Below are 26,985 nucleotides of genomic sequence, written 5' to 3'. Positions count from 1 at the left end.
TATCGTGAAAAATGCCACGCCCGCCAATGACTTTTTATAAAGGCAAAGAACACTGGGGTTGTGTTGCTGTTTGAACTTTCTATTTCCAATATTCCGGACCTCCCGGCAGCGGGCTTTAACTAAATTCCAGGGAGACATACCATCGTTTTCATCAGAATGAAGAATGCCCAATAATTCGTAACTTTGCTCCCCTCATGAATATACAGGCTGTATTACAAATGTACCAGCGAGACACCCGCCTGCAACAGCTGGTGAAAGGGATTCATTTGTCCAATCCACAGTATTTCCAATTAACAGGGTTAACCGGTAGTACCCCCACATTTATCGCGGCAGGCGCGTGGGAACTGGCATCTTCGGCTAACCACCTGTTCATCTTAAACGATAAAGAAGAGGCGGCATACTTCCATAATGACCTGGAGCAGCTTAGTCAGGCACTCGATATCTTCTACTTCCCCGATTCATTCAAAAAGGTAGGCCAGTTCAGCGATCTGAACAGCAGCCATAGCATGCTGCGTACCGAAGCCCTCATGAAATTTTCCGGCGATAGCATCCATAAAAAGATCCTCGTCACCTACCCCGAAGCCCTCTGGGAAAAGGTAGCAGCCTCCGTCGCATTCAACTCCAACATGGTACAGTTGAAAGTAGGCGATGTGCTCAAGGTAGACGATCTGCTGGAAAAACTTGTGAGCTGGAACTTCAGCTTCACTGACTTCGTATACGAACCGGGGCAGTATGCCCTTCGTGGAGGTATCCTCGACATCTATTCTTTTGGTAATGAAAAACCTTACCGTATAGAGTTGTTCGGGGAAGATATCGACTCCATCCGCATCTTCGATCCGGAAACCCAGCTCAGTGAACGCAAGCTCACACAGCTCACCCTGATCGCCAATATGGATACCCATAACCTGGAGCATCAGAAAACCTCCCTGCTGGAATTCCTGCCTGCCAATACCGTCATCTGGATGAAAGATCCGGGATATGTACAGGACGTGATCTTACAGCTGGAAGAAAAGCTGGATGCCTTCCTGCAATCCGGTCAGCAGGTAAGGATTGATGAAGATGAAAAGATGGAACTGAAGGAGGGCGATTTTGTGAAAGCACACGTCCTCATGCAGCAGATCCTGCAAAGGCACTGCATCAACTTCGGAAATAAACTTTGGTGGGAAGAAACCAACCGTCCATTCACACCACTGAACTTCGAAACACAGGAGCAACCAGTCTTTAACAGGCAGTTCGACATGCTGATCAAAGACCTGGAAACGCACAACAAGAATAAATACGCCCTCTTCATCTTCGCCGAAAATGCCCGCCAGCTGGAAAGACTGCGCAGCATTTTCGAAGACCTGAAAGCAACGTTTACCTTCTACCCGATACCCGTGCCGGTAAGCCATGGCTTCATCGATCACTCGCTGAAGATCGTGTGCTATACAGATCACCAGATCTTCCAGCGTTATCACAAGTACAAGGTAAAGCAGGCCTACAACAAGAATAAGGCACTGACCATGAAGACCCTGCGCGAACTGCAGTCAGGCGACTTCGTCACGCATATCGACCATGGTGTAGGTATGTACAGTGGCTTACAGAAGATAGAAGTAGGTGGTAAAATGCAGGAAGCCATTCGTATCATTTACAAGAACAATGACCTCCTGTATGTGAATATCAACTCCCTGCACAAGATCAGTAAGTTCACCGGCAAGGAAGGCCAGGAACCTAAAGTCAATAAACTGGGTAGTGATGCATGGGATAAACTGAAAGAAAAAGCCAAAACACAGGTAAAGGATATTGCAAAAGACCTGATCCGGCTATACGCGGCACGCAAGGCCCAGAAAGGTTTCCAGCATGCACCGGATACTTACCTGCAAACAGAACTGGAAGCATCCTTTATCTATGAAGATACCCCTGACCAAAGCAAGGCTACTGCCGATGTGAAACGTGATATGGAATCACCTTCACCTATGGACCGGCTGGTATGTGGTGATGTGGGTTTTGGTAAGACAGAAGTAGCCGTACGTGCGGCTTTCAAGTCTATCGTAGATGGCAAGCAGGCAGCGATATTAGTACCGACTACCATCCTCGCTTTCCAGCACTTCAAAACTTTTTCAGAGCGATTGAAAGACTTCCCCTGTACAGTGGATTACCTGAACCGCTTTAAATCAGCAAAAGAAAAGAAAGAAACATTACAGCGACTTGCAGAAGGAAAGATAGATATCATCGTAGGTACACATGCCTTGCTGAGCAAGGATGTTAAGTTCAAAGACCTGGGCGTGCTGATCGTGGATGAAGAACAGAAATTTGGCGTGGCAGCAAAAGAAAAGCTGAAACACATCAAGCTGAATGTAGATACACTCACACTAACGGCAACGCCTATTCCAAGAACACTGCAGTTCTCACTGATGGGTGCAAGAGACCTGTCAGTCATCAATACACCGCCGCCTAACAGGCAGCCGATTGAAACAGAAGTACATGTATTTGATCATGACATGATCCGTGATGCGATCTACTTCGAAACAGAAAGAGGGGGTCAGGTTTACTTTGTATACAACCGTGTAAAAGGATTAGGTGAGATCAGCAGCCTGATAAAAGGCCTTTGCCCTGATTTGTCTGTCGCTACTGCCCACGGGCAGATGGAAGGACACCAGCTGGAAGAAGTAATCCTCGATTTCATCGATCGTAAATACGATGTACTGGTATGTACCAATATCGTGGAGAGTGGTGTGGATATTCCAAATGCAAACACCATGATCATCAATAATGCACATCACTTCGGTTTGAGTGATCTGCACCAGTTGCGTGGTCGTGTAGGCCGTAGTAATAAGAAAGCATTCTGTTACCTGCTGGCTCCGCCTATGAGCACATTGCCTGCTGATAGCCGTAAGCGCCTGCAAACACTGGAGCAGCATAGTGAACTGGGTAGCGGTTTCCAGATTGCAATGCGTGATTTGGATATACGCGGTGCGGGTAACCTGCTGGGTGGTGAGCAGAGTGGCTTTATGTCAGATATCGGCTTCGATATGTACCAGAAGATCCTGGATGAAGCGATCCGCGAACTGAAGCAAAATGAATTCAAGGATCTCTTTAAAGAACAACTGGAAGAGAAGAAGGATTATGTGAGTGATTGTACCATTGATACAGACCTGGAAATCCTGATCCCGGATAGCTATGTGGAAAGCATACAGGAGCGTTTGAACCTGTACCAGGAGCTGGATAATATCACACTGGAAAGCAAGCTGGCGGCATTTGAAGAAGAGCTGAAAGATAGGTTTGGTCCACTGCCGGTACCAGTCCTGGAACTCTTATGCCTGGTGCGTTGCCGCTGGATGGCGATTAAACTGGGCTTTGAGAAAATGATCCTGAAAGATGAAACACTGCGTTGTTACTTTATCAATAATCCTGATTCGCCTTATTTCACATCGCCTACATTTGATCATATCCTGAACTATGTACAGACCAGGGTGAATAATGCGAAACTGAAACAGTTAGGTACAAACTTTATGTTGGTAGCAACGAAGATTACGGATATGAATGATCTCTATGATTTCTTAAAAAATATGGAAGATGCCCGTTCATAAATAACAAAACGGTCTTTCATTTCAAAGCCGTTTGCATGACAGCTACCCAAACCGCGAGTGCTTTTTGCCGATGGTAAAAGTACTCGCGGTTTGCTTTTTATCTAACCAGCGTTACTGTGCCTTTCCGGCTGAATTTATGCCCTGTATAATCTGTTCCTTGTATCTGGTAAACATAAGTACCCACAGGCGAATCCTGGCCCTTAAAAGTGCCATCCCAGGCCCCTGTCAATTCACTTGTTCTGAACACCTCTTTGCCCCATCTATCCCACACACATAAAAAATCCAATTGCGGTACCCCCGCCGCTATCGCCCTGAACATATCATTCTGCCCATCATGATTCGGCGAAAAAGCATTCGGTACATAAAACTCCGGCCCCGTATACGCCTTCACCAGCAAAGTATCCATTTGCACACAACCCTCCGGTGAATTCACTATCAATACATATCGCACATCCTGGAACAACACTGCTACCGGATCAGGAATCAATACATCATTCAGACCTGTAGGAGGATACCAGCTATACGAAAGGTTATCTCCCGTTGCCACTGCATTCAACTGCAAAGGCTGCCCTTTTGCAATCAGCGTATCCCGCCCCGCATCCAGCTTAATATCCACAATCTTCACAGGGATCCGGAATGAATCAGAGAAACACCCGTCTTTGCTCACTGCATATACTTCCGCTGTATACCTGCCACCTGCTTTATAAGTATAATCAATGTCTTTCACGGTGGCGGTATTGCCATCCCCCAGGTTCCAATGCCAGCCCGCCAGCGCAACCCCGGGAGTAAGATTCGTTCCTGAAAAATCAATGGCATCTCCTATACACGCATCATGCCCGCTCGCACTGATGGATGGCGTATTATACACCGACAGCATTTGTATCGTATCATCCTTACATCCCTCTTTCGTCAACACAGATAATTTTACCGGGTACGTTCCCGGTGTGGTAAAATCAGCTACAATATTCTGCCCGCTGGCACTATGCCCATTCAACTCCCAATCCCATTCCGTCAGTGTACCCACATCCAGGGTGGTCGCATCCTTAATCGTCAAAGGTCTGCCTAAACACAATGGATGGCTAGACATTTCCGCCACGGGATAAGTACCGATCGTTACCTGCTGGTGCATGGTATCCGAAATACATCCGCTATTATCCTCAATCACCATCGTCACATCATACACCCCTGGCTTTGCATACTGATGCATGCCCGGCTGAGATACAGTGGAAGTCGTACCATCTCCAAAATCCCACTGCCACCTGGTAATGGTACCAAATGATTTAGAGGAGTCTCTGAAAACAATGGGATCGCCTATACAAAATCGCTGATCATTTCTAAAATCCAACTGGGGTCTGAGTGCTGCACAAAACTGCTGAACGTTGTAAGATCCACCGGTAGAGCCGGCAAATCCCCAATATACCATGGGGTTATTGCCAAAAATGTCGTGAACAACGTCTTTATCCAATGATAATCTTAGTACACCATCCATGGTCACCGTCATTTGCATGACTGCGGCATCCCATTTTACCCTGAATATGTGCCACTTACAGTCTTCAATATTATCATTCCCATCCAACGCCGTCACTGGCCCCGCCAGGTTATTTATGGCATTATGATCAGTCACACCATCCATCTGTATGGCCAGGTGATCATAAGAAGGATCATTGTCGATGGAATTCTGGTAGGTATCAATAATAATTCCCAGTGAAGGGCTGATGCCCTGAAATCCTATTCCCGAGCCCGTAGCACCTAAGTTGGTTCCCTTTGTCTGTAAGATAAAACCAATTCCATCCGCACCGTCATAATCCTTACAGCCCAGGTTTACATCAAAAAAGTAATCAAAAGAATTGCGGAGGTCGATCAGGTTCTTGTTCCATACGGTGCCACTCGATTTATTCACATCCTGGGTGAGCACATAACAATTACAGGTGCGCTGGGTGGCGCTGCCATTTAAAATATAAGGAGTCTGCAGTTGCGCTTTGGCAAGAAGTGACAGACATAAGAGTACCATGATAAAACCCGTGGACCGTGACATAGATACAGAAGCAGTAAGCTTAAATATACTCAAAAAACGATGGCTTGTATCTTATTAAAATTAAAGCTATTGTATAATTAAACTTAGCCAGCCTTTGGCCCCCTGCCCGATCCCACGCGCTCTGTCATGGATAAAGCCCCTGTTTTTGTGGTTAATAAGTATAGGTTATACTCAAAATATAGAATTATCCCTGCAATTTATGGAATCCGGTATTTTCCCTGCATCATGTAGGAAAAATAGAAAACTATGAAGAAGGTAATATTAACACTGCTGGTTGTAGGAATGGCGATCACCGGATTTGCGCAGGACACGAATGACAAGAAAACGAAGACAATCTCTGTAAACGGCATATCAGAAATAGAGATTACACCGGACATCATTTACCTGAACATCACCTTACAGGAATATCAAAAAGATAAGAATACTAAAATTGACATTTCTACCCTGGAAGATCAATTGACAAAAGCGGTACAAAAAGCCGGTATCCCTGCTGAAAACCTGACCATTAGCAGCGTTTCCGGCGACCAGTGGTGGAGAAAGAAAAAGAAAGATGCAGACTTCTATGCTTCAAAAGAATTCAGACTTAAACTGAGTAACCTGAATAAACTGAACAGCATTCTCGATGGCGTGGAAGATGCAGGTATCACAAATGTGTACATCAGTGAAACTACCAGTAGCAAAATAGAAGCTTATCGCCTGGAAGCAAAGATAAAAGCATTGCAGGCTGCTAAAGCAAAAGCAACCGTAATGATGGAAGCAATTGGGGAGAAACTGGGTGGTGTGATGCAGGTGATTGAAAATAGTACCGATGTGATTCACCCCATGTATAACAATGCCAATATATTGATCGGGAGATTTAAATCTGAAGCAGCCAATACTGTTGCTGATACGAATATCGATTATCGCACTATTAAAGTGACAGCTGAAATAAAAGCGGTTTTTGCCATTCAGTAAAAGCAATAAAGCCAACCCCATTATGGGGTTGGCTTTATCAACCAAACTCAAAATTTTTCCTCAACTAAACTCAATTTTTTATCTCAGCCCAACTCAGAAATTTTATTGCCCATCCCACCACAGTCTATCCGTCACTTTCACCGAAGGCACATTCCCTCCATTCGTACTAATCTCACTATTTGGATATAAAAACCTCCTTGGTAAACTGGTAATATTATCATTTGCAATCAGCGATATTGCCGGGTACCCTGTTCTCCTCCAATCCACCCAATTCTCAGTAGAAAAATTATTCGCAATATTCTTCTCTTCAATGATCCTTTGCAGTGCATTTCCCGCGGTCAGCATTCCTCTTTTTGACAAATAGGTCTGTGCTTTTGCACTGCTGGTATCTACCCCCAGTTTCACCATATTATTCACAATCGCTTTCCTGTAAATAGGCTGTGCTGTTGCATACCCGGATACAATGTAGGTAGCTTCCGCTTTCATAAAATCAGCTTCTGCTGCATTCAGTACATATCCGTTCGATGCAATTGATCCATAGAAACTCCCCATCACTGAAAAGTAATCAATATTACCTGCACCAGATCCGATCACATTGCCTGTATAAGTACCATTTGCATTGGTGAGACTAACCAGGTAGGGTAAACGTGGATCAGCACGTGATACCAGTGTATCCACATAATGAGATGCTAATACCAGTGTAGTTGTATTGAAAAAATGTAAATACCACGGACTGGAAGAAGTACCACTCCCTGCATAAGGGAAATAACAATCATCACTATTACTGCTCATTCCGCTCTCCAGTGCACTCAATGCCAGCGATGCCTGTGCGGCTGCATCATGACCTGTGGCTTTTGTCAGGTGCATATAATATCGTGCTTTCAGTGTATAAGCCATTTTTATCCACTTACTCATATCACCACTATACATATAATCATCCGTACCGGGTGTACTGCCCTTTCCCGCACCCAGCTCAGTGATTGCGCTATCCAGCAGCAATTGTATGGTGCTATAGATAAGCTCCTGCGAATCGAATTTTGGGGTGCTCACATTCGTACCCTGGAAGGATTCTGAGAATGGAACCTCACCCCAAAAGTCAGTCGCATTGCCCAGTGTATAGGCCGTTAATACCTTTGCAATACCAGCATACATCGTATTCCCGTTCACTGTTGCCTGTAAATTCAATATATGCAGGTTATTCAATTGAATGGTATAAAATGAATTCCAGTAATCATCAAAAGAAGTCGTCGTGACCAGGTAATTCGCCGTATTCGGCATGGGCTGATTCGGTACACAATACTGCATCCATTGATTCACTAATACTGCTGCATTGCCATTCGCGATATACGTTGAAGTACCTGCTTCAATTGGCCCTAATAACAGGCTTTCCGATACAGTTCCCGGCAGGTTGGGATTGTCATTGACATCCAGGAATTTTTTACATCCCGCCAGCATCGAAGCCGTGAAGATAGATATGATAAGGATTGATTGCTTCATGAAAAAAAGAATTTAGAAAGTGATTTTAAGCGTGGCGTCGAAGGAGCGGGAAGTCGGTGTAGTAAAGGAATACAAACCTAAACTGCTGTTGCTGTTACCCCATGAATTTGCCTCCGGATCAGGTCCTGAAAAACTGGATGATTTATGGATCCAGAGATTACGGCCTGTCAGGATAATGCTTGCATTTTTGAAAGGCAGATGACTCAGTGTACGCTGACCCAGTGAATAAGAGAAACTCACATTACGCAGCTTGATGTAAGATGCATCCTGGATCACTGCTTCGGTAATACCACTGATCTGCTGGTAATACTGTTGCCCTGTTACAGACACCGTATTCTGCTGCCCTGTTGCATCACTGATGCCTTTCACTACTCTGTCCTGGCGGTTTTCAGTTACTTTAGAAACACCATAGAACAGGTTGTATCCATCGTCTGCATTTTGCAGCTGGCCGCCTTGTTTGGTATCGAAATAGAAGCTTAATCCAAATTGTTTATAATGCAGCTGGTTGGTGATACTGCCCATCCATTTTGGAGTGACATTTCCGAGGATATTACTGGCATCATCAGAGTAAGGTAATCCTGCATCATTGATCCGTAATTGTCCATCCGCCGTGCGTGCGAATTTTGTGCCCTTCAGTACGCCCCATGGCTGTCCTATAATCGCCCAGGTATTGCCTGTACTGGTCTGGTTTAAGCCTGCACCAATCTCTGTTACTTTGTTATTCATTTTGGTGTAAGTCAATGTTACATCCCAGCTGAAATTTTTTGTACGTACAGGCGTTGCATTTACCAATACCTCAAGCCCTTTGGTTTCCATCCTGGCAGAGTTAATGGTAGTGGAACTGAAACCCGTAGAATTAGCAAGTGCGATACCCTGCACCAGGCCGTCAGACATTTTACGATCGAACCAGGATGTTTCGAATCCTAACCTGTTATCCAGGAACTTCATTTCTAATCCAAACTCCAGTTCTTTCTGCAATTCATTTTTCAGGTTGGGGTTACCCAGTCCGGAAGAAATCTGGAAGCCATTCTGGCCGTTATATGGGAAAGTCAGGTTGCTGCTCACATCTCCGTAAATGATTGCCTGGGAATAAGGCGTATTGGTAGAGTAGGCGTATACGTTATCATTACCTACTATAGCATAAGAAGCTCTTACTTTACCAAAGCTGATTGTCTTTTTTTGTTTTTCAGATAATAATTCAGAGAAGATGAAAGCCGCAGCGGCAGAGCCATAAGGATAATACCTGTTGTTGGCAGATAATACAGAACTACCATCATAACGACCGCTCAGGTTCAGGATCAGCATCCTGTTGTAATCAATTTCACCCTGTGCATAAAAACCTACTTTTCGTACCAGCGTTGATGATTCACTGTAAGTAACAGAAGATGCACTGGCCATGTTGTAGTAGTTCGGCTTTGCAAGACCTAAACCCACGGCAGTCATGGCATCATTGTGTTTTGAATACACGTTGTTGCCCAGCAGCAAACTGGTATTCAGCTTAGGATTGAATTCCTTTCTCAGCTGGACAATGAAGTCATGGTTAAACTGTCGCAGTGTTTGATTGCCGGATTGTACTGCGCCATTTGTATAAGTTACATCTCCAACATTGATATGATATTGCAACTGGTCCTGGTACATATCTGCCCCCATTCTTTCAGTAAAAGAGAGCCAGTTGGTGGGTGCGTATACAAAGGTGGCCACAGGCAGGTACCTGTTTACAACAGTTGTATTCAATATATTGTCTAATATCCAGTAAGGATTGTTACGACCCGAGCGGAACATGCGCTGGGTACCATCTTCATGCAGGTAAGGCTTCATGTTGAAGGAAACAGGAGCTGCAAAGACGGTCCAGAGTGGGTTTTCCAGTCCCCAGCCCTGAGGCATAATATTATTTTTGACGGAGCTGTAGGTGAGCTGGAAAGTAGCGGTGAGCTTGTCTAAGATCTGTGTGGAATATTTGGCGAACAGGTTATGTCTGGAATAGTCTGTATTAGGAACAGTACCTTGTTGATTGAAGTAGGTGTATGATAAGTAATAGCTTGAACTGGCATTGCCGCCTTCTACAGCGATGGTATTATTTGTCGACCTGCCTGTTTTGAAGAACTCCCTGGCCTGGTTATGAAAAGCGATCTTCTCTCCTTTCACCCGCAAAGTATCCATACGTGGTCCCCATGAATTTTTATTTTGTGTAGCGGTCGTTTCTCCGTCAAAGTAAATGCCGTGTTCACCCTGCGCATAGGTGGTCTGGCGATCCGGAAGATATGATTGCTCAAAGGATAGTCCGGATGATAAGGTCAGGCTTGGTTTGCGGTTTGTACCCCCTTTTTTTGTGGTGATCAGTACGACCCCTCTGGCACCTGCAGAACCATATAATGCAGTCGCTGCAGCACCTTTCAGTACGTTGATACTTTCGATCACACCGGGGTCGATATCTGAAAGGCGGTTAGAACCCGATCCACCGTCCTTAGGATTGTCCGTTTCATCGTTGTTGACAGGTACACCATCCATGACGATTAAAGCCTGATTTTCGCCGTTTAAAGAGGTAATACCGCGTATCACGATACGGGAGGAGGAACCGGGCATCCCCGAGGAATTGGTGACCTGTACACCCGATACTTTGCCCGACAGGGTATTGACGATATTCGGCTCCCTGGCCCGTAAAATTTCGTCGCTTTTTACTTCCTGCGAGCTGAAGGTGAGATTACGTTTTTCTTTTTTAACACCCAGTGCGGTCACCACGACTTCATTGAGGTCGCTGGCATTTTCGGACATGGTAATGGTTAGCGTATTGGCTGTACCTGCACCCACTTCCCTGGTGAGGAAGCCTACGGCTCTTACAATGAGCGTGGTGTTAGGTGTGACTTCGAGTGAAAATGTACCGTTTTTGTCAGTAACTGCTCCTTTGTTTGTCCCTTTAATGTTAACTGATACGAAGCTTAACGGATGTTTATTTTCGTCGGTCACTGTTCCCTGTATCACCCTGCTTTGCGCAAAGGTAAGGGCGCTAATTAGTAAGCCCGCCAGCAAAGCTGACAGGTAATATGAAACTCTTTTCATACAACGGAGATTAGAAATTGGTTTTTAAGTTGAAATAAAACTCCCTACAGGCCATCTGCGCAAATGGCCTTCAATATTGTTCCTGATTATGTGATTTATGACTTACTCCAAATGTAATCTGTGGGGCTTCTAATCTTTTTATCGCAATTAACTATCTATGTTCGGATATTAACCAGAATACGGGAATGCTGGTATTGCATGAAGCATTTTATCCCTAACAAGGCCTGCGGCCGGTTGAAATGTAAATGTCAAAATGGATGAGTCCTGAAAACAAAAAGTCCCGCTTGTAAAAGCGGGACACGATGGAAAAAGATTTCAAAAAAAAACGATGATCAATAAATGTTGACTTTAAATATTCCGTCCGTTAATGGCTCTTCTTTCTCGCCATTTTCTAAAATGCCGGCAAATGTGCCTTCGGCATACTTACTATTTATGCTTGTAATTTTAATTGTCGCTGTAGTACTTAGATAGGATGTAACCCCGCCGGATAAAGACGGAGACCATAATATATAGGCCCCGTTGTTCTGTGTATATGTCCCTACCGCAAGCGAGTCAGGGAATATAACAGTGAGTGCAATATGCTTGGTGAGGTTACCGGTAATACCTTCAATGGTCAGGACCTTCTTGCCTACTACCGTCGTATCGGTTGCAAAACCACGCGCGTCATTTGCTGTATAAGCAGTGTTTTGAAACGCGAAGGTCAGGGATCCCGATGTCGGCACTGCTTTGTCTTTCTGACATGCGCAGAAAGACATTACCAGGCACAGAAGTCCCAGGAGGGAACTAGGTTTCATAGGATAGTAAAATTTCAATAGGTATAGAGATAAATAGGACTGCAAAATACACAGAATTCAGATGAATTAAATAAAAGATTTATAAGTTTTTTAACAGGTATGTTCACAATAAGTGCGAAGTGCTTGTAAATGAGAGAGAAATAAAATTGTCCACACTTTCCACATATTGGTATAAAATTAACGTTTTGTGGTGAATTTTGACTCCAACTAGATAATTTCATGAATATGCCAGAAATAATATAAAATAAAAAAGACTGGCTTTTGCCAGTCTTTTTTATTTTATATAGAATTTTAAATCAGGCGTCGATCTTCGCATATTTTGCGTGAGATTCGATGAATTCCCTGCGCGGAGGTACTTCATCGCCCATCAGCATACTAAACACGCGGTCCGCTTCGGCAGCACTTTCGATCGTTACCTGCTTCAGGGTACGATGTTCAGGATTCATGGTAGTTTCCCACAGCTGCTCAGCATTCATCTCACCCAGACCTTTATAACGCTGGATGGTTACGCTGTCTTCCTTACCATTCGCCAGTTGCTGAACGGCACCTTTACGGTCATCCTCTGTCCATGCATAGATACCTTCTTTACCTTTCTTTACCAGGTACAGTGGCGGCTGTGCAATGTACACATAGCCCTGCTCAACCATCGCCTTCATATAGCGGAAGATGAACGTGAGGATCAGTGTCGCAATGTGACTACCATCCACGTCGGCATCCGTCATGATGATCAGTTTGTGATAACGGAGTTTAGCGAGATTCAGTGCTTTATCATCTTCTTCAGTACCGATGGTTACCCCAAGGGCGGTGAAGATATTCTTGATTTCTTCGTTTTCGTAGATCTTGTGCTCCATGGCTTTCTCCACGTTCAGGATCTTACCACGCAGTGGCAGAATCGCCTGGAAGCTACGGTTACGACCTTGTTTTGCCGTACCACCCGCGGAATCACCTTCGACCAGGTACAGTTCACATTTTTCAGGATCGTTCTCAGAGCAGTCAGCCAGTTTACCAGGAAGACCACTACCACTCAGTACACTCTTACGCTGTACCATCTGCCTTGCTTTACGCGCAGCTTCACGGGCCTGGGCAGCAAGTACTACCTTGTTGATGATGGTTTTAGCTTCACGGGGATGTTCTTCCAGGTAAGCATCCAGTACAGCAGCTACAGAACTGTCTACCACACCCATTACGTCAGAGTTACCCAACTTGGTTTTGGTCTGACCTTCGAACTGTGGCTCAGGTACCTTTACGCTCACAATGGCGCTCAGACCTTCGCGGAAGTCATCACCGGTTACCTCTATCTTGGTCTTCTCGAACATCTTGTTCTTATCACCATAGCTTTTGAATACACGGGTGATAGCGCGGCGGAAACCGGCTACGTGTGTACCTCCTTCAATGGTGTTGATATTATTTACATAAGAGAAGATGTTCTCAGAGAAGGAATCATTATAAATGACGGCTACTTCTACTGCTACATTGCTGCCTGCATCTACCGTTTCTACAAAGATAGGTTCTGGCAGCAGGGGATTGCGACGACCGTTGCGATCCAGCATGGATACAAATTCCACGATACCACCTTCGCTGTAGAAGATTTCAGTTAAAGGGGTGCCATTTTCATCTTTTTCACGGGCATCTATCAGCACGATCCGGATCTTCCTGTTCAGGTAAGCCAGTTCACGCAGACGGCCAGCCAGGATTTCCTTGTTGTAGGTAATATCCTTGAAGATCTCGTTGTCTGGTTTGAAATGAACGGTGGTACCTGTTTCGTCAGAAACACCGATTTCACGAACTGCATATTGAGGTACACCACGGGAGTATTCCTGTTCAAACAGTTTTCCCTCGCGTCTTACAGTTACATGCAGCAGGCTACTCAGTGCGTTTACGCAACTCACACCCACACCATGCAGACCACCGGATACTTTATATGTATTTTTGTCAAATTTACCACCTGCGTGCAGTACGGTCATTACCACTTCCAGTGCCGAGCGGCCTTCTTTGGTATTCATTCCTGTTGGGATACCACGACCATCATCCACTACCTTGATCGAGTTATCCTCGCAGATAGTGACTTCAATATTTTTACAATAACCTGCCAGGGCTTCGTCAATCGAGTTATCCACCACTTCATATACAAGGTGGTGAAGACCCTTTACCCCAATGTCACCAATGTACATCGCAGGGCGTTTACGCACCGCTTCCAGACCTTCCAGTACCTGAATGCTATCCGCATCATAGCCGCCCTGGGCTGGAGTAGTTACTTGCGCTAATTCTTCGCTCATATTTGGGTGAAAATGTAGTTTAGAGTTGAATTCTCGTGAATTGTGCAAAAATACGAAAATTGAGCCTTATTTCAATGTTTAATGTGCAAATAAAATGATGTATCGATGGGTTATTTTTCCACCCCTACTTATTCACATTTTAATGATCAGGTCGTGCGTCATTTCCAATTTAATGGAACGGGCCGAATGAGGCCCGGGGTGATTTGGGGAAACAGGTAATTCAAGCTACTTATTATATAGGTGAGTTTTTTCCAAGTATTGTTTCCTTGATCCCCGTAAAAATCGTTTTCCACACCAGGTTAAAGAACGATTTATTTGGATCCCTGGTATAACGGGGATGAGCAATTCTTGTTTCCCCTTTTGCCGGGTTTGCATCCTTGATAACCAGCATGTTGGCAATAAAACTGATAAGTCCCTTCTTTTTGAACTCATGGCTTCCCTCCTCTTTTTTCAGGATACTGATTTTAAGATCCGAATAGAGGAACTTCACCTCTCCGCTGGTTCCCTGTTCATTCCCGTTCATACTAAAGCTCAGGTCGTTGATCTTACAGGATTTCACTTCCACCATACCCAGTGGCTTCAATACAGGGTTCAGTTCCCTCCCTTCCATATCTTTTACCTGGCCGGTTACGGAGAAGGCGCCATTATTATTTTTCAGGCCAAAACCGAAATGGGCTTTCAGTTTACCACTCTTCATCAGCACGGCATCAAGGTCTATGGTTAGCATGGGTTTGCGGGCAATGACCGTATCAATATTGGTGACATTCCGGAACAGGCCATGCACCTGTTTGAAACTGAGTTTCCCCGCTTCCTGCGATTTGGGATTGATCTCGGTATATACAATGTCCGTTTTCTTGCCGATGATGGTATCTATATTAATAGGTAAAGCCACTTTTAGCAGGATCTGGTTGGGGAATTTCCCCAGTTTATTGCCGGGAGACGGTGGCAGGTTCCGGTTATGGTAGATATCCAGGTCTCCGCTGTTGATAACCACCTTTCCTGCCTGGAAGATCTGATCTTCAAGGAGTAAGCGGGGTTCCAGGTTGGTAATGTCGATATTATTCAGGTGTACATCGAAACGATCCCGCTGGTATACAGACTTGATGTCGAACTGTTCCCTGTTGTACCGGGGGGCTACCTGGAACTGCCCTATTTTGATACTTCTGTCTTCTGCACTGTAATGTACGTCTCTCACATGCATCCAGTAAAGGCTATCCGGGGTGCGATACTGGTAATTTTTCAGATCTATAATATAGTTACGGGCATACAGGAAACGGGTAGGATCCTGCAGGGCCACGGAATCAATCAGGAAATCTTTGACCTGTACACTCAGTTCGTTGAGCTGGGTGTAAATGAGGCTACTATCCTTTTTGATGTAGGTGTATTTCAGGTTGGTATTGTCGAGGAGCAGGTTCCCCAGGTGGATCGAGGATATTTTCTTCGAAATGTTCTGGTAAGCATTCCTGGGTTTGGTGGTATCGATGTTTTGGGTATTGAGTTCCAATACAAAACTGGGATTCCGGAGTATTAATGAGGCGGCGCTCAGTTGTTTTTTGTGGAAGTAGCGCCATACTTTGAAATATTTCAGGCTGACCTCGTCAGCGCTGAAGGTATAAATGAAACGGGGAGCCCTGTGTTGTTCCTGTAAGTGGACATAGACGGCGGAGTCTTTGACCAGGCTTACTTTTTCAAGTGAGAGGCTACCTGTAATGAAGTTGAGGTGCATTTTGTCATACTGGAGGTTGTACAGGCTGTCAGACATGTCGAGGACATAGCTTTTCAGCTGAATACGAATCTGCTTGTCCCAGCGATGGGCAAGGTACCAGGCGGTTGCCATGACTAACAGAATAAAGCTGGCCAGGATGATCAGGGCTTTTTTCAGAAACCGGCGTATAAAGGATTTTCTTTCCATTAGGGATGAGAGAACGAATTTCATACCAGTACCCACTTGAATAGTAAAAAGTAATAAGAACTCAGTTTGATTTTTAAGCCGGCGCTCCGGCCGCTAACGATAGGCAAAAAGAGTCAATGCCGTAAAAGTAGGCATGTTATTCTAAAAAAGACACATATCACTCCATAGAAAGAGGAGTGAATGATACTTGTGAACCGGGAATAACCCGCTTATATCCCGCAGATAACCCGCCTCTTTAAAGATGCGGCTTATAGGCGGGATATAGGCGGGTTATCTGCGGGATATCTGCGGGTTATCTCTATTGTAAACCGGTCGAAACGCAGGAGGTGATGGGTGGTCTCCCGGAAAGTTCACTATGATGAATGAATTAGGCTTAAGAAGTACTCAAAATAGGGGCAGAAGTTGCTTTTTTCCGGCCCGGGATCTGTCGCTGGATCGCATTACCAGGTTTCCTTTTAGAAACCACGTGTTTTAGTCACCTTACTGTCAAAATGGTTTCCATTAAAATATGAATGCCTATTTTTGTCGAGGTTTTAACAATAGATAAGGAAATTGAAAGAGTTGCAGGACATATTAACATTGGCTATCCGCCAGCCGGCTATGAGCGACCAGCTTGAGTTGGCGGTATCTGATAGCGTGGCGGTACCTGACTGTCTCGATTTCACATTGCAGCGGTTTACATATGACCGCCCTTTGCCGGTAGAAGATGTTGCGATGGTGGTGTATCAACCGGCAAAAAGAGGTCAATCTGCAGCTGTGGAGCTACGTTATTGTGTAGCCGGGAATAAATATTGTCAAAATCCAGGATGTACAGACCAGGTATGCGCACATAAAGAGGACAACTGCAATCAGAAGCAGCCTTCCATCGACATGATTACAGTGCGTTTCCAGCCGTCGTTCATACAGACCCTTCAAAAAGGATCTTCGACGAGTACCCTGTTTGACATGCAGTCACGTAAACCTTTTGTAAAGACAATAGCCCCCAGTACCAGGTCAAAACAGGTATTGGAGCAAATGGTGCATCATAACTATGATGGGGCACTGAAGAATATCTTTTTGCAGAGCAAGGCATTGGAGTTGTTGTTATTCAGCTCTGACCAGTTTGTGCAGAATGATACAGATGACCGTTATGGTTGTCGTTTCCTCACCCATATGGAAGACCGTGGAAAGATCGAGAAGGCAAAGGACATTCTGCTGGAGCAGCTGGATGCGCCTATTACCATTCGTGATCTGGCCCGTAAGGTGGCGATGAATGAGTGTTACCTGAAGAAGGGCTTCAAGGCGATGTATGGTACCACCATCTACGATTATTTCCAGAAGGAAAGGATGGAGAAGGCGAAGGGCCTGCTGTACGAAAAGGGCATGAGTGTGAGTGAAGTAGCGATCCTGATGGGGTATTCCTGTATTTCTCATTTTTCCACGGCGTTTAAGAAGCACACCGGATTGAAGCCATGTGAACTGTTATTGAGATAGTAATCAATTTATTATAAAGGAAAGCCCCCTGTTTGACAGGGGGCTTTTTTATTGGGGGAATGAGGTTTTCCCTTTTCGATCATTAGTTTTCCCGAATTGAAAAAGGAAGTGAGGAAGATTGGTGCATCTTTGTATCACGATCGGCAGATATCTATCCTGATCCTCCTTATAAGCTTCCTTATCAGATTTGACCATGGGGAAGGCTTACCGGGCAAAAGATTTGAGTAAAGCCATTATTTTGCACCTCAAACACCATATTTGACCTTTTGAAAGTGCATTTTTTGTCAGGTAAGTCTTCTACCGTAATTACATAAAGCCGTCTCGGATTACCCGAGACGGTTTTTGTTTACAATTTTAAATGCGAAAAAAAGCGCCCACCGTATGGTGGGCGCTTTTTTTTGAGCCTTTTGTGCTGTGCAGGGCTGAATGCGGTTATAGTTGGTACAAAAAGAAAACCCCGCCCAAAAGAGCAGGGTCTGTCCTATTTATCCCTATACCTATGAAATACTAATTAGTGAAAGTAATCATTCTGCAATGGTACCAACCTCGTTAATCAACACTGCTTTTTCTGTACCGTTGTCCTGAATATTTACCTTATAATAAGAGGCGATATCTGACCTTTCTATTTTCCAGCCATCTTTGATGGTGGCGGTCGGATACTTAGCTTTTACACCTGTTGCAACTGCCTGGGGCAGGTTTGCTTCTGTATAATTGCTGCGGGTTGCTAACCATTTACCGTCTTTATCAAACTCTGCTGCTGTCTTTACATCTTCCCTGGTAAAGTTGGCGACCCAATTGCCTCCGTAGTTTTTAGTCCACTTAGCGTCCGTACCTGCAAAGCTCTGTTGAAAAGAATCTTTTACAACTGCCGGAGCTACCATTTCTGTTTTAGCAACTACTTTCTTTGATTTTTTTGCTGATTTTTTTTGTGCAAAAGTTGTGCCGGAAGTTACAAGTGCCACACAAAAAATTAAAACTAACTTTTTCATAAAAGATCAGATATGGTTTATCAATTATGGTTTATCAATCTTTTGGGTTAAGTTTTTCAACTTATATTTTTCTTCCGACGTTAGTTACCAAAACAATGCCAAGATTCAGTGGCGAACCAATGCACCGTAAAAATACAAAAATTATTCAGCAATTAAAATCAAATGGTTTACTTCTTTGTTTTTAGTAAGGGTTTCCTTATATGAGCCGGTTAAAATCCGTAACTTTGCAGAATTTTAATCAACTCACTTATTAACGTCAAAGGGCGCATAATTGTTTTATGAGCAGCAAATATCAGGAATATAATCAGCTGAATTTACCGCAGATAGCGAAAGATGTATTGGCTCGTTGGGAACAGGAGCAGGCTTTTGAGCAGAGTGTTTCCCTGCGGGAAGGCGCGACCCCCTTCGTTTTCTATGAAGGTCCGCCAAGTGCTAACGGCTTACCTGGCATTCACCACGTCATTAGCCGTACCCTTAAGGATCTTGTGTGCCGTTATAAGACTATGCGCGGATTCCAGGTAAAGCGCAAAGGAGGCTGGGATACCCACGGCCTGCCTGTGGAACTGGGTGTAGAGAAAACGCTCGGCATTACGAAAGAAGATATCGGAAAGACTATTTCCGTTGAAGAATATAATAAAACCTGTCGTACAGAGGTATTAAAATATAAGGATAAATGGGATGACCTGACCCGTAAAATGGGTTATTGGGTAGATCTTCAACAACCTTATATCACTTTCGAAAATAACTATATCGAAAGTCTCTGGTGGTGTTTACAAACTTTATATAAGAAAGGCCTGCTATATAAGAGCGTGAGCATTCAGCCTTACTCTCCTGCCGCAGGTACTGGTTTAAGTAATGCCGAACTGAATCAGCCAGGTACCTACAAAGATGTAAAGGACACGACTATCGTAGCTACTTTCAAAGCAATTGAGTCTGACAGATCTGCATTCCTGTTCGAAATAGCCCGCAAGGCAGACCCTGCTGCTGAAGTATTCTTCATGGCATGGACCACTACCCCATGGACCCTGCCTTCCAACCTCGGTCTGACTGTAGGCGCGAACATTGAATATGGACTGATCCGTACTTTCAACCCATACACCGGTCTGCCGCAATTCGTGGTGATGGCAACTGCACTGACTGGCAAGTATTTCAAGAAAGAAGGTGAGGATGGTGATTTCGCCGCGTATAAAGAAGGCGATAAAGTGATTCCCTGGCAGACCCTGGCAGTGTTCAAAGGCCGCCAGCTGGAAGAAATCCGCTATGAGCAGCTATTACCTTATGTTCAGCCTGAAGAAGGAGATCCTTTCCGGGTGATCATCGGCGATTTCGTTACCACCGAAGATGGTACTGGTATCGTGCATACTGCGCCTGCTTTTGGTGCGGACGATAACAAGGTAGGTAAGAAATATGGTATCGGTATTCTTACACTGGTAGATCGCCAGGGTAAATTCCTGGATGCTGTGGGTGAGTTTGGTGGCCGTTATGTGAAGAATTACAAGAATGATCCGGATTACAAAGATGTAGATGTTGATATCGCTGTAAAACTGAAAAAAGAAAACCGCGCTTTCAAAGTGGAAAAGTACGAACATACTTACCCTCATTGTTGGCGTACCGATAAGCCTGTATTATATTATCCGCTGGATGCCTGGTTCATCCGTACCACTGCTGTAAAAGACAGGATGGTAGAGCTGAATAAGACGATTAACTGGAAGCCTGCATTCACAGGAACCGGCCGTTTTGGCAACTGGCTGGAAAATATGGTGGATTGGAACCTGAGCCGTAGCCGTTTCTGGGGTACACCACTGCCTATCTGGCGTACAGAAGATGCAACTGAAGAGATCTGTATCGGTTCTGTGGCAGAATTGCGTACTGAACTGGGAAAAGCATTTGCTGCCGGCGTAATGTCACTGCCAGCTGATGAAAAAGATCTGGCTGCTTATATTGATAAGCTGACTTCAGATCTGCATAAACCCTATGTAGATACAATCGTATTGGTAAGTGCTTCTGGTCAGCCTATGCGCCGTGAACCAGACCTGGTCGACGTATGGTTTGACAGTGGCGCGATGCCTTATGCTCAGTGGCACTTCCCATTTGAGAATAAGGAAACTTTTGAGCAAAACTTCCCGGCAGATTTCATCGCTGAAGGTGTGGATCAGACCCGGGGATGGTTTTATACCCTGCATGCGCTCGGTAGCATGCTCTTTGACAGCGTGGCTTACAAGACTGTGGTATCTAACGGACTCGTCCTGGATAAAACAGGCAACAAAATGAGTAAAAGGCTCGGCAATGTGGTTAACCCATTCGAGACTTTAGACAATTTTGGTGCGGACGCGACCCGCTGGTACCTCATAACGAATGCTTCCCCATGGGATAGCATGAAATTTGATATTGAAGGCATCCGTGAGGTACAACGTAAATTGTTCGGCACCCTGTACAATACTTATAACTTCTTTGCCATGTATGCGAACCTGGATAATTTCTCCTTCAGGGAAGCATACATCCCGCTGGAGCAGCGCCCGGAAATTGATCGCTGGATCATTTCCCTGCTGAACACGCTGGTGAAAGACGTTACAGGATTTTTTGATGAATACGAGCCTACTCAGGCCGGAAGAGCGATACAGACCTTCGTAGACGAACATCTGAGTAACTGGTATGTACGTCTCTGTCGTCGCCGTTTCTGGAAGGGGGAATACGAACATGACAAGATTTCTGCTTACCAGACCTTGTTCGAATGTCTCGAAACCCTCTCCAAACTGATGGCGCCGGTATCACCATTCTTTGCAGACTGGTTATTCAACAACCTGAACCAGGTTAGTAAACGTAGTGAGAGGGTATCCGTTCACCACGTAGACTTCCCTGCAGTAGTCACAGCGGCAATCGACGCTGAACTGGAAGAAAGGATGCAGCTGGCCCAGGATATCAGTTCAATGGTATTGTCTCTCCGTAAAAAGGTAAATATTAAAGTACGTCAGCCGTTACAGAAAATATTGATCCCTGTACAGGACGGACACCTGAAGGAGCAGGTGGAAAAAGTGGCCCACCTGATAAAAAGTGAAGTCAATGTGAAAGGTATTGATTATCTTACGGAAACCGCCGGTTTCATCAAGAAAAAGATCAAGCCAAACTTCAAATCCCTGGGTAGTAAAATGGGAGCAAAAATGAAAGCAGTAGCAGCAGCAATTACCGCTTTCACTGATGCTGATATAGCCATTTTAGAAAGGGATGGACAGTTTAACCTGCTGATCGACAATGAGCAACTGCCTATAGTGTTATCTGACGTTGAGATTATTTCAGAAGACATTCCTGGTTGGACTGTAGCTAATAAAGGCGCTTTAACGGTAGCGCTCGATATTACTATTACTCCTGAACTGCTTGACGAGGGTAACGCACGTGAATTGGTAAACCGTATCCAGAAAATCAGGAAGGATAGCGATTTCGAACTGACTGACAGGATACAGGTAAAAATGGCGGTCGCAGAAAGCCTCAAGTCCGCGATTATTAACTATAATGACTATATTTGCACGGAAATTTTGGCAGACAGCGTGGAATTAGTGCCGGAATTACAGGATGGAGTTGAAATTGAAGTTAATGATTTGACATTTAATGTATTAGTTAACAAAAAAAGCTAATCCCCATGGCAACAGGCAAAAAAGTTGCTATAAGTAAGACCCAGAAGGCTGCACCGGCTACTACAAAAGCTACGGTAAAGCAGGCTACACCCGCAAAGAAAGCGGCCCATGTGCCCACTGCTAAAAAGGCAGCGGTCCAGGCTGAGAAATCTACTGCGAAGACTGTAACGTCGAAAGGCGCTGCTAAACCTGCTACCCCGGTTGCAACCCAAAAGGCTGTTGCCAGTAATAAAACAGTTACAAAAGCATCCCCTTCCAGCAAGTCTGTTGCGAAACAAGCACCTGCTGAGGCTGTATCTGCAGCCAAACAGCCCGTTAGTAAAGCTACGGCTCCCGTTAAGCCGGCAGCTACGAAAGTGCCTGATACAAAGCAGAAAGTAGTTGCGCCCGACGCACCTGCTGAAAAAGAAAAACTAATTTCCAAGCCAGAAGAAAAAGAAGTAATAATGCCAGTAAAGAATAATAAAGAAAAAGACGAGAAGGAAAAAGCGGTAGCAAAAGATACCGGCAAGAAAACAGCTGAAAAAGCACCTGCGAAAACAGAAAAAGCCCCTGTAAAGGCCGAAAAACCTGCTGAACGCGTGGAAAAAGCTGACAAAAAGGCCGGTTCCAAAGCCAACACCCTGGTTACCTACCAGCCAGAATTCACGAAGTCCGTACTGGACCAACCTGAAGCACCTTCCGGACCTATCTATCGTTACAGCGATGCAGACCTCCAGGAATTCAGAGACCTGATCAGTAAAAAGCTGGAAGCAGCTAAGAAAGAACTGGTTTACCTGCAAGGCCTGATCACCCGCAAGGATGAAGCTGGTACCGATGATACTGAAAACAAATACATGAGCATGGAAGATGGTTCCGGTTCCCAGGAAAGAGAACAGCTGAACCAGATGGCTAGCCGCCAGATCCAGTTCATCGATCACCTGGAGAAAGCAATGATCCGCATCGAGAACAAAACTTATGGTATTTGTCGTATGACCGGTAAGCTGATCGATAAAGCAAGGCTGCGTGCAGTACCTCACGCTACCCTGAGCATCGAAGCGAAATTGGCTAAGAGTAAGTAATTTTCTCTTCTATAAGATAAAAAGAAAGCCCGGATTATACATCCGGGCTTTTTCTTTGCAATATTGTCGCGGTAGCTGAATTATTGTTGCATCCAGCTTATTGTTTCTCCATGTTTATTTGAACTCCTGCATTTCTACCAGCTTCTTGTAGATACCGTTCACCCCAATGAGTTCCTCATGCGTACCCTGCTCCTTAATCTCACCCTGGTCCATTACCACGATAATGTCTGCATGCTGGATTGTAGATAAGCGGTGTGCTATCACGATTGTTGTACGGTTTTCCATCAGTTTATCCAGCGCATCCTGCACCAGTTTTTCTGATTCGGTATCCAGCGCAGAGGTTGCCTCATCCAGGATCAGGATCGGCGGATTCTTGAAGATTGCCCTTGCAATGGTGAGGCGCTGACGCTGGCCACCACTCAGTTTCATACCCCTATCCCCTATCACGGTGTCATACCCTTCCTCCTGTTTTACGATGAACTCGTGGGCATTGGCAATCTTTGCCGCCTGGATCACTGCTTCTTTGTCCGCATTCTCCTGCCCGAAAGCGATATTATTAAAAATAGAGTCGTTGAAAAGGATGGCCTCCTGCGATACCATACCCATGATTGCGCGCAGGTCGTGCATCTTCACATCGCGGATGTCCTGGCCATCGACCATGATCTTACCGCCCTGTACATCGTAAAAGCGAGGCAGCAGATCGGCCATGGTAGTTTTACCGGCACCACTCTTACCTACCAGTGCCACCATCTTACCTTTCGGAATGGTAAGGGAAACGTTTTTGATAACAGGTGTTTCGTTATATCTGAAGGAGATATTGTCGTATACGATAGAATCTTTAAACCCAGGCAGCGTCTTTGCATCCGGCTTATCCTTGATGGGATTATCGAGGTCGATGATGCGTAGTACCCTTTCGCCGGCAGCCAGACCTTTAGGCAGTGCCGTAAAGGCAGAACCAATGTTCTTGGCAGGTGCCAGGATCTGGAAATACAGGGCCAGGTAACCAATGAACATCCCCGGATCCAGGTTGCTCTTATGATTCAGGATCAGGTAACCACCATACAGCATGATCACCACTACCACCAGCACACCGAGAATCTCGGATACCGGGGAGGCCATTTCACGCTGGTTCTGGATATTCTTCACCGTTTGGGCAAAGGCTGAGTTATCCTTGTCAAACTTTTCACGGATGAACTTCTCCCCGTTAAAAGCCTTGATGATCCGGATACCTGACAGGGTTTCTTCTGTCACGTTCAGCAGGCGGCCCAGCAGGCCCTGGCTGATATTGGATTGTTTTTTCAGTTTTTTGGATACACTGCTGATCAGCCAGCCGGAGATCGGGAAGAACAGGATACAAAAAATGGTCAGTTCCTTAGAGATGACAAACAGTGCAATAAATGTAGAGATGATCACCAGCGGATCTCTGAACAGGGTTTGTAAAGAGGTCACCACAGAGTTTTCCACTTCCACTACATCAGAGCTGATGGTAGAGAGCAGGTCTCCTTTACGCTCACTGTGAAAGAAACGGAGAGACTGGGTACTGAACTGGTCAAACAGTCTTTCACGCATTTTCTTTACCATGCTTACACGCATACGTGTCAGTACTTTCTGGCTCAGGTAGCCAAAGATGTTTTTGAGTACGATAGTGGCGAAAAGAATAATACATACATATACCAGTACCCCAAACTTACCAGCCTCTGTCGCCAGCTGTTGGTTGAGGTAATAATAAAATACGTCTTTAATATAGCCTAAGCTGAAGGTGAAGGATGGCAATTGATTCACGATCTGCTGGTGCCCTGTGTCAAACAGTGCATTCATCATGGGAATGAGGAGTGTAAAGTTCATGATTCCCAGGATGGAATAGAGGATAATATAAACAATGTACTCCGGAACGTAGTGGTGATAGGGCCGGGACAAATCCAGCAACCTAAAAAATGTCTTCATCTTTACTTTATTTTATATCGTATCGCGCATGCGTGTTTCCTTATCTTTGCCAGAGAGATTTGGAACAGGGCTGCAAGTTACTACAATATTAATAGTGATGTTCCCCTGGTTTCTTTACATCTCAATATTAACAATTCGAATAATATGCAGGAAAGCAAGAGACAGAAACAAATTGGGCAACTGTTACAAAAAGAACTGAGTGATATATTCCAGCGTCATGGATTCAATGTGATAGATGGGGGGATGATCTCCATCTCCGCGGTTCGTTTGACTCCGGACCTGCTGGAAGCGAGGGTGTACCTGAGCATGTTCCAGATTAAGGATAACCACGAAATGATAAACAGGATCAAGGAGCAGATGGGTATCCTTAAAAGAGACCTGGGGAATCGTGTAGGCAAGCAGTTGCGCCGTGTTCCGGAAATTACCCTTTTCCTGGACGACACGCTGGATTACGTGTTCAAGATGGAAGAGCTGTTCAAGAAGATTAACGATGACGATGCCGGGAAGGAAAACAAATAGGAATTTCAGCTAAAAGTATGATCTGGCAGTTCGCATCCCGGTATTTCAGTGCCAAAAAGAGTACTAATGCCATCAATATCATTGCATGGGTGAGTGTATCGGCTATTGCAGTCGGTGTGGCCGCCCTGATTATTGTTCTCAGCGTATTCAACGGCTTTGAAGGGCTTGTGAAGTCATTGTATTCTTCCTTTTATCCATCCGTAAAGGTGAGCCCGGTGAGCGGCAAATCCCTGCGCCTGTCACCTGTCCAACTAAAGCAGATAGCAGGTGTGAAAGGTGTGGCGTACATGACGGAGGTAATTGAAGAAAAGGCGGTGTTGCGTTATGGTGATGGCGATCAGACGATTGCCATCCTGAAAGGAGTGGATAGCAATTACAATAAGGTTGCTGCAGTGAACAAAAGCATTGCGCGCGGGCACTATGATACAGGTGATGAACTGGCTTACAGAGCAGTGTTAGGCCTGGAGCTGGAAATGGCCCTGGGCGTAGATGTGGAAAGAAGCCTGGTTCCCCTTACCGTATACTTACCCCGCCGGAATATCACGAATGTGACTACACCGGAAGAAGCACTGGGCAGCGGGGTCCTCTACCCTGCCGGTTCATTTGCTATTCAGCAGGAGTTCAACAGTAAATATGTGATCACTCATATCGACTTCATGCGGGGTGTGCTGGGTATGGCGCAGGATGAAATGTCGGCCCTGGAGATCAAAGCCATGCCTGGTGTAAGTGATAATGATCTGAAATCGAGGTTGCAACAATTATTGGGTAATGGGTATCATTTGGAAACAAGGTACGAGCAGAACCAGTCGCTGTACGCGATTATGCAAACAGAGAAGTGGGCAGTGTATGTGATCATGTCATTTATAATGGTGATAGCAGCTTTCAACATGATTGGTTCATTATATATGCTGGTCATGGAGAAGCAAAAGGACATTACTATACTGAAAGCTATGGGGGCGAGAAGCAGCCTCATTACAAAGATCTTCCTGGCAGAGGGATTGATCATCGCAATGATTGGTACACTGATAGGTTTTTTCATCAGTGTCGTCTTTTGTTTGTTGCAGCAGCGGTTTGGATTAGTGAAGCTGGAGGGGCAATCCTTCCTGGTAAATTCTTACCCGGTCAGCATGCACCTCTCTGATTTCCTGCTTGTCAGTGTCACCATCATCGTTATCGGTGTCGCTGCCAGCTGGTATCCAGCCCGCCGCGCAGGCCGGCAACAGGTGGCATTAAAAGCTACTTAACTTCGTTCTGCAGCAACAGGTTGCATTAAAAG

The 26,985-nt window shown here is 45.1% G+C and carries 15 protein-coding genes; 7 read left to right on the top strand and 8 right to left on the bottom strand.

The window, feature by feature from the left end:
• Positions 1 to 194 precede the first annotated feature (194 nt).
• The gene (mfd, locus tag U0033_RS19895; protein WP_072358411.1) at positions 195 to 3,569 is read left to right on the top strand and encodes a transcription-repair coupling factor; all 3,375 of its coding nucleotides are present in this window, start codon (positions 195 to 197) and stop codon (positions 3,567 to 3,569) included.
• A gap of 97 nt (positions 3,570 to 3,666) precedes the next feature.
• Here the strand turns inward: mfd and U0033_RS19890 are convergent, their stop codons facing one another.
• Positions 3,667 to 5,604: a lectin-like domain-containing protein gene (locus U0033_RS19890; protein ID WP_072358409.1), complete on the bottom strand. Its 1,938-nt coding sequence runs from the start codon at positions 5,602 to 5,604 to the stop codon at positions 3,667 to 3,669.
• A 246-nt stretch (positions 5,605 to 5,850) separates the two neighbouring features.
• On the opposite strand from U0033_RS19890, the gene U0033_RS19885 reads away from it, so the two are divergent.
• Positions 5,851 to 6,558: an SIMPL domain-containing protein gene (locus U0033_RS19885; RefSeq protein ID WP_072358407.1), complete on the top strand. Its 708-nt coding sequence runs from the start codon at positions 5,851 to 5,853 to the stop codon at positions 6,556 to 6,558.
• A gap of 102 nt (positions 6,559 to 6,660) precedes the next feature.
• On the opposite strand, the gene U0033_RS19880 is transcribed toward U0033_RS19885, so the two are convergent.
• The 5 genes from U0033_RS19880 to U0033_RS19860 form a co-directional block, all read right to left on the bottom strand.
• A complete protein-coding gene (locus U0033_RS19880; RefSeq protein ID WP_072358405.1) occupies positions 6,661 to 8,055 on the bottom strand; it encodes a SusD/RagB family nutrient-binding outer membrane lipoprotein in 1,395 nt (464 codons plus the stop codon).
• Between the two features lie 12 nt (positions 8,056 to 8,067).
• On the bottom strand, positions 8,068 to 11,112 hold the full coding sequence (locus tag U0033_RS19875; RefSeq protein ID WP_072358403.1) for a SusC/RagA family TonB-linked outer membrane protein: 3,045 nt from the start codon (positions 11,110 to 11,112) through the stop codon (positions 8,068 to 8,070).
• Between the two features lie 332 nt (positions 11,113 to 11,444).
• Positions 11,445 to 11,906 (bottom strand): hypothetical protein, encoded by a 462-nt coding sequence (locus U0033_RS19870; RefSeq protein WP_072358401.1) that lies wholly within the window; start codon positions 11,904 to 11,906, stop codon positions 11,445 to 11,447.
• A gap of 296 nt (positions 11,907 to 12,202) precedes the next feature.
• Positions 12,203 to 14,182, bottom strand: a complete 1,980-nt coding sequence (gyrB, locus tag U0033_RS19865; protein ID WP_072358398.1) for a DNA topoisomerase (ATP-hydrolyzing) subunit B — start codon at positions 14,180 to 14,182, stop codon at positions 12,203 to 12,205.
• A gap of 232 nt (positions 14,183 to 14,414) precedes the next feature.
• On the bottom strand, positions 14,415 to 16,094 hold the full coding sequence (locus U0033_RS19860) for an AsmA family protein (RefSeq protein ID WP_143150652.1): 1,680 nt from the start codon (positions 16,092 to 16,094) through the stop codon (positions 14,415 to 14,417).
• A 561-nt stretch (positions 16,095 to 16,655) separates the two neighbouring features.
• Here U0033_RS19860 and U0033_RS19855 point away from each other — a divergent pair.
• Complete coding sequence (locus U0033_RS19855; protein WP_143150651.1) at positions 16,656 to 17,567, top strand: helix-turn-helix domain-containing protein; 912 nt, start codon at positions 16,656 to 16,658, stop codon at positions 17,565 to 17,567.
• A gap of 524 nt (positions 17,568 to 18,091) precedes the next feature.
• Here U0033_RS19855 and U0033_RS19850 read toward each other — a convergent pair.
• Positions 18,092 to 18,556 carry a PepSY-like domain-containing protein gene (locus tag U0033_RS19850; RefSeq protein ID WP_083571407.1) on the bottom strand — a complete coding sequence of 155 codons (465 nt, stop codon included), beginning with the start codon at positions 18,554 to 18,556 and terminating at the stop codon, positions 18,092 to 18,094.
• A 278-nt stretch (positions 18,557 to 18,834) separates the two neighbouring features.
• Here U0033_RS19850 and ileS point away from each other — a divergent pair, with 278 nt between their 5' ends.
• Positions 18,835 to 22,185, top strand: a complete 3,351-nt coding sequence (gene ileS, locus U0033_RS19845; protein ID WP_072358391.1) for an isoleucine--tRNA ligase — start codon at positions 18,835 to 18,837, stop codon at positions 22,183 to 22,185.
• 5 nt (positions 22,186 to 22,190) lie between these two features.
• Positions 22,191 to 23,246, top strand: coding sequence for a TraR/DksA C4-type zinc finger protein (locus U0033_RS19840; protein WP_143150650.1), 1,056 nt, complete (start codon positions 22,191 to 22,193; stop codon positions 23,244 to 23,246).
• 114 nt (positions 23,247 to 23,360) lie between these two features.
• Here the strand turns inward: U0033_RS19840 and U0033_RS19835 are convergent, their stop codons facing one another.
• Positions 23,361 to 25,190 (bottom strand): ABC transporter ATP-binding protein, encoded by a 1,830-nt coding sequence (locus tag U0033_RS19835; protein WP_072358389.1) that lies wholly within the window; start codon positions 25,188 to 25,190, stop codon positions 23,361 to 23,363.
• Positions 25,191 to 25,334: 144 nt separating this feature from the next.
• Here U0033_RS19835 and rbfA point away from each other — a divergent pair, with 144 nt between their 5' ends.
• Both rbfA and U0033_RS19825 read left to right on the top strand, forming a co-directional pair.
• Positions 25,335 to 25,709, top strand: coding sequence for a 30S ribosome-binding factor RbfA (gene rbfA / locus U0033_RS19830; RefSeq protein WP_072358387.1), 375 nt, complete (start codon positions 25,335 to 25,337; stop codon positions 25,707 to 25,709).
• Between the two features lie 17 nt (positions 25,710 to 25,726).
• A complete protein-coding gene (locus tag U0033_RS19825) occupies positions 25,727 to 26,953 on the top strand; it encodes an ABC transporter permease (RefSeq protein ID WP_072358385.1) in 1,227 nt (408 codons plus the stop codon).
• The last annotated feature ends 32 nt before the right edge of the window (positions 26,954 to 26,985 follow it).

The sequence above is a fragment of the Chitinophaga sancti genome (assembly GCF_034424315.1).
In the GTDB taxonomy this organism is placed as follows: domain Bacteria; phylum Bacteroidota; class Bacteroidia; order Chitinophagales; family Chitinophagaceae; genus Chitinophaga; species Chitinophaga sancti.
Note: the sequence above shows the minus strand (reverse complement) of the source record. Positions and strands in the feature narration are given on the sequence as shown.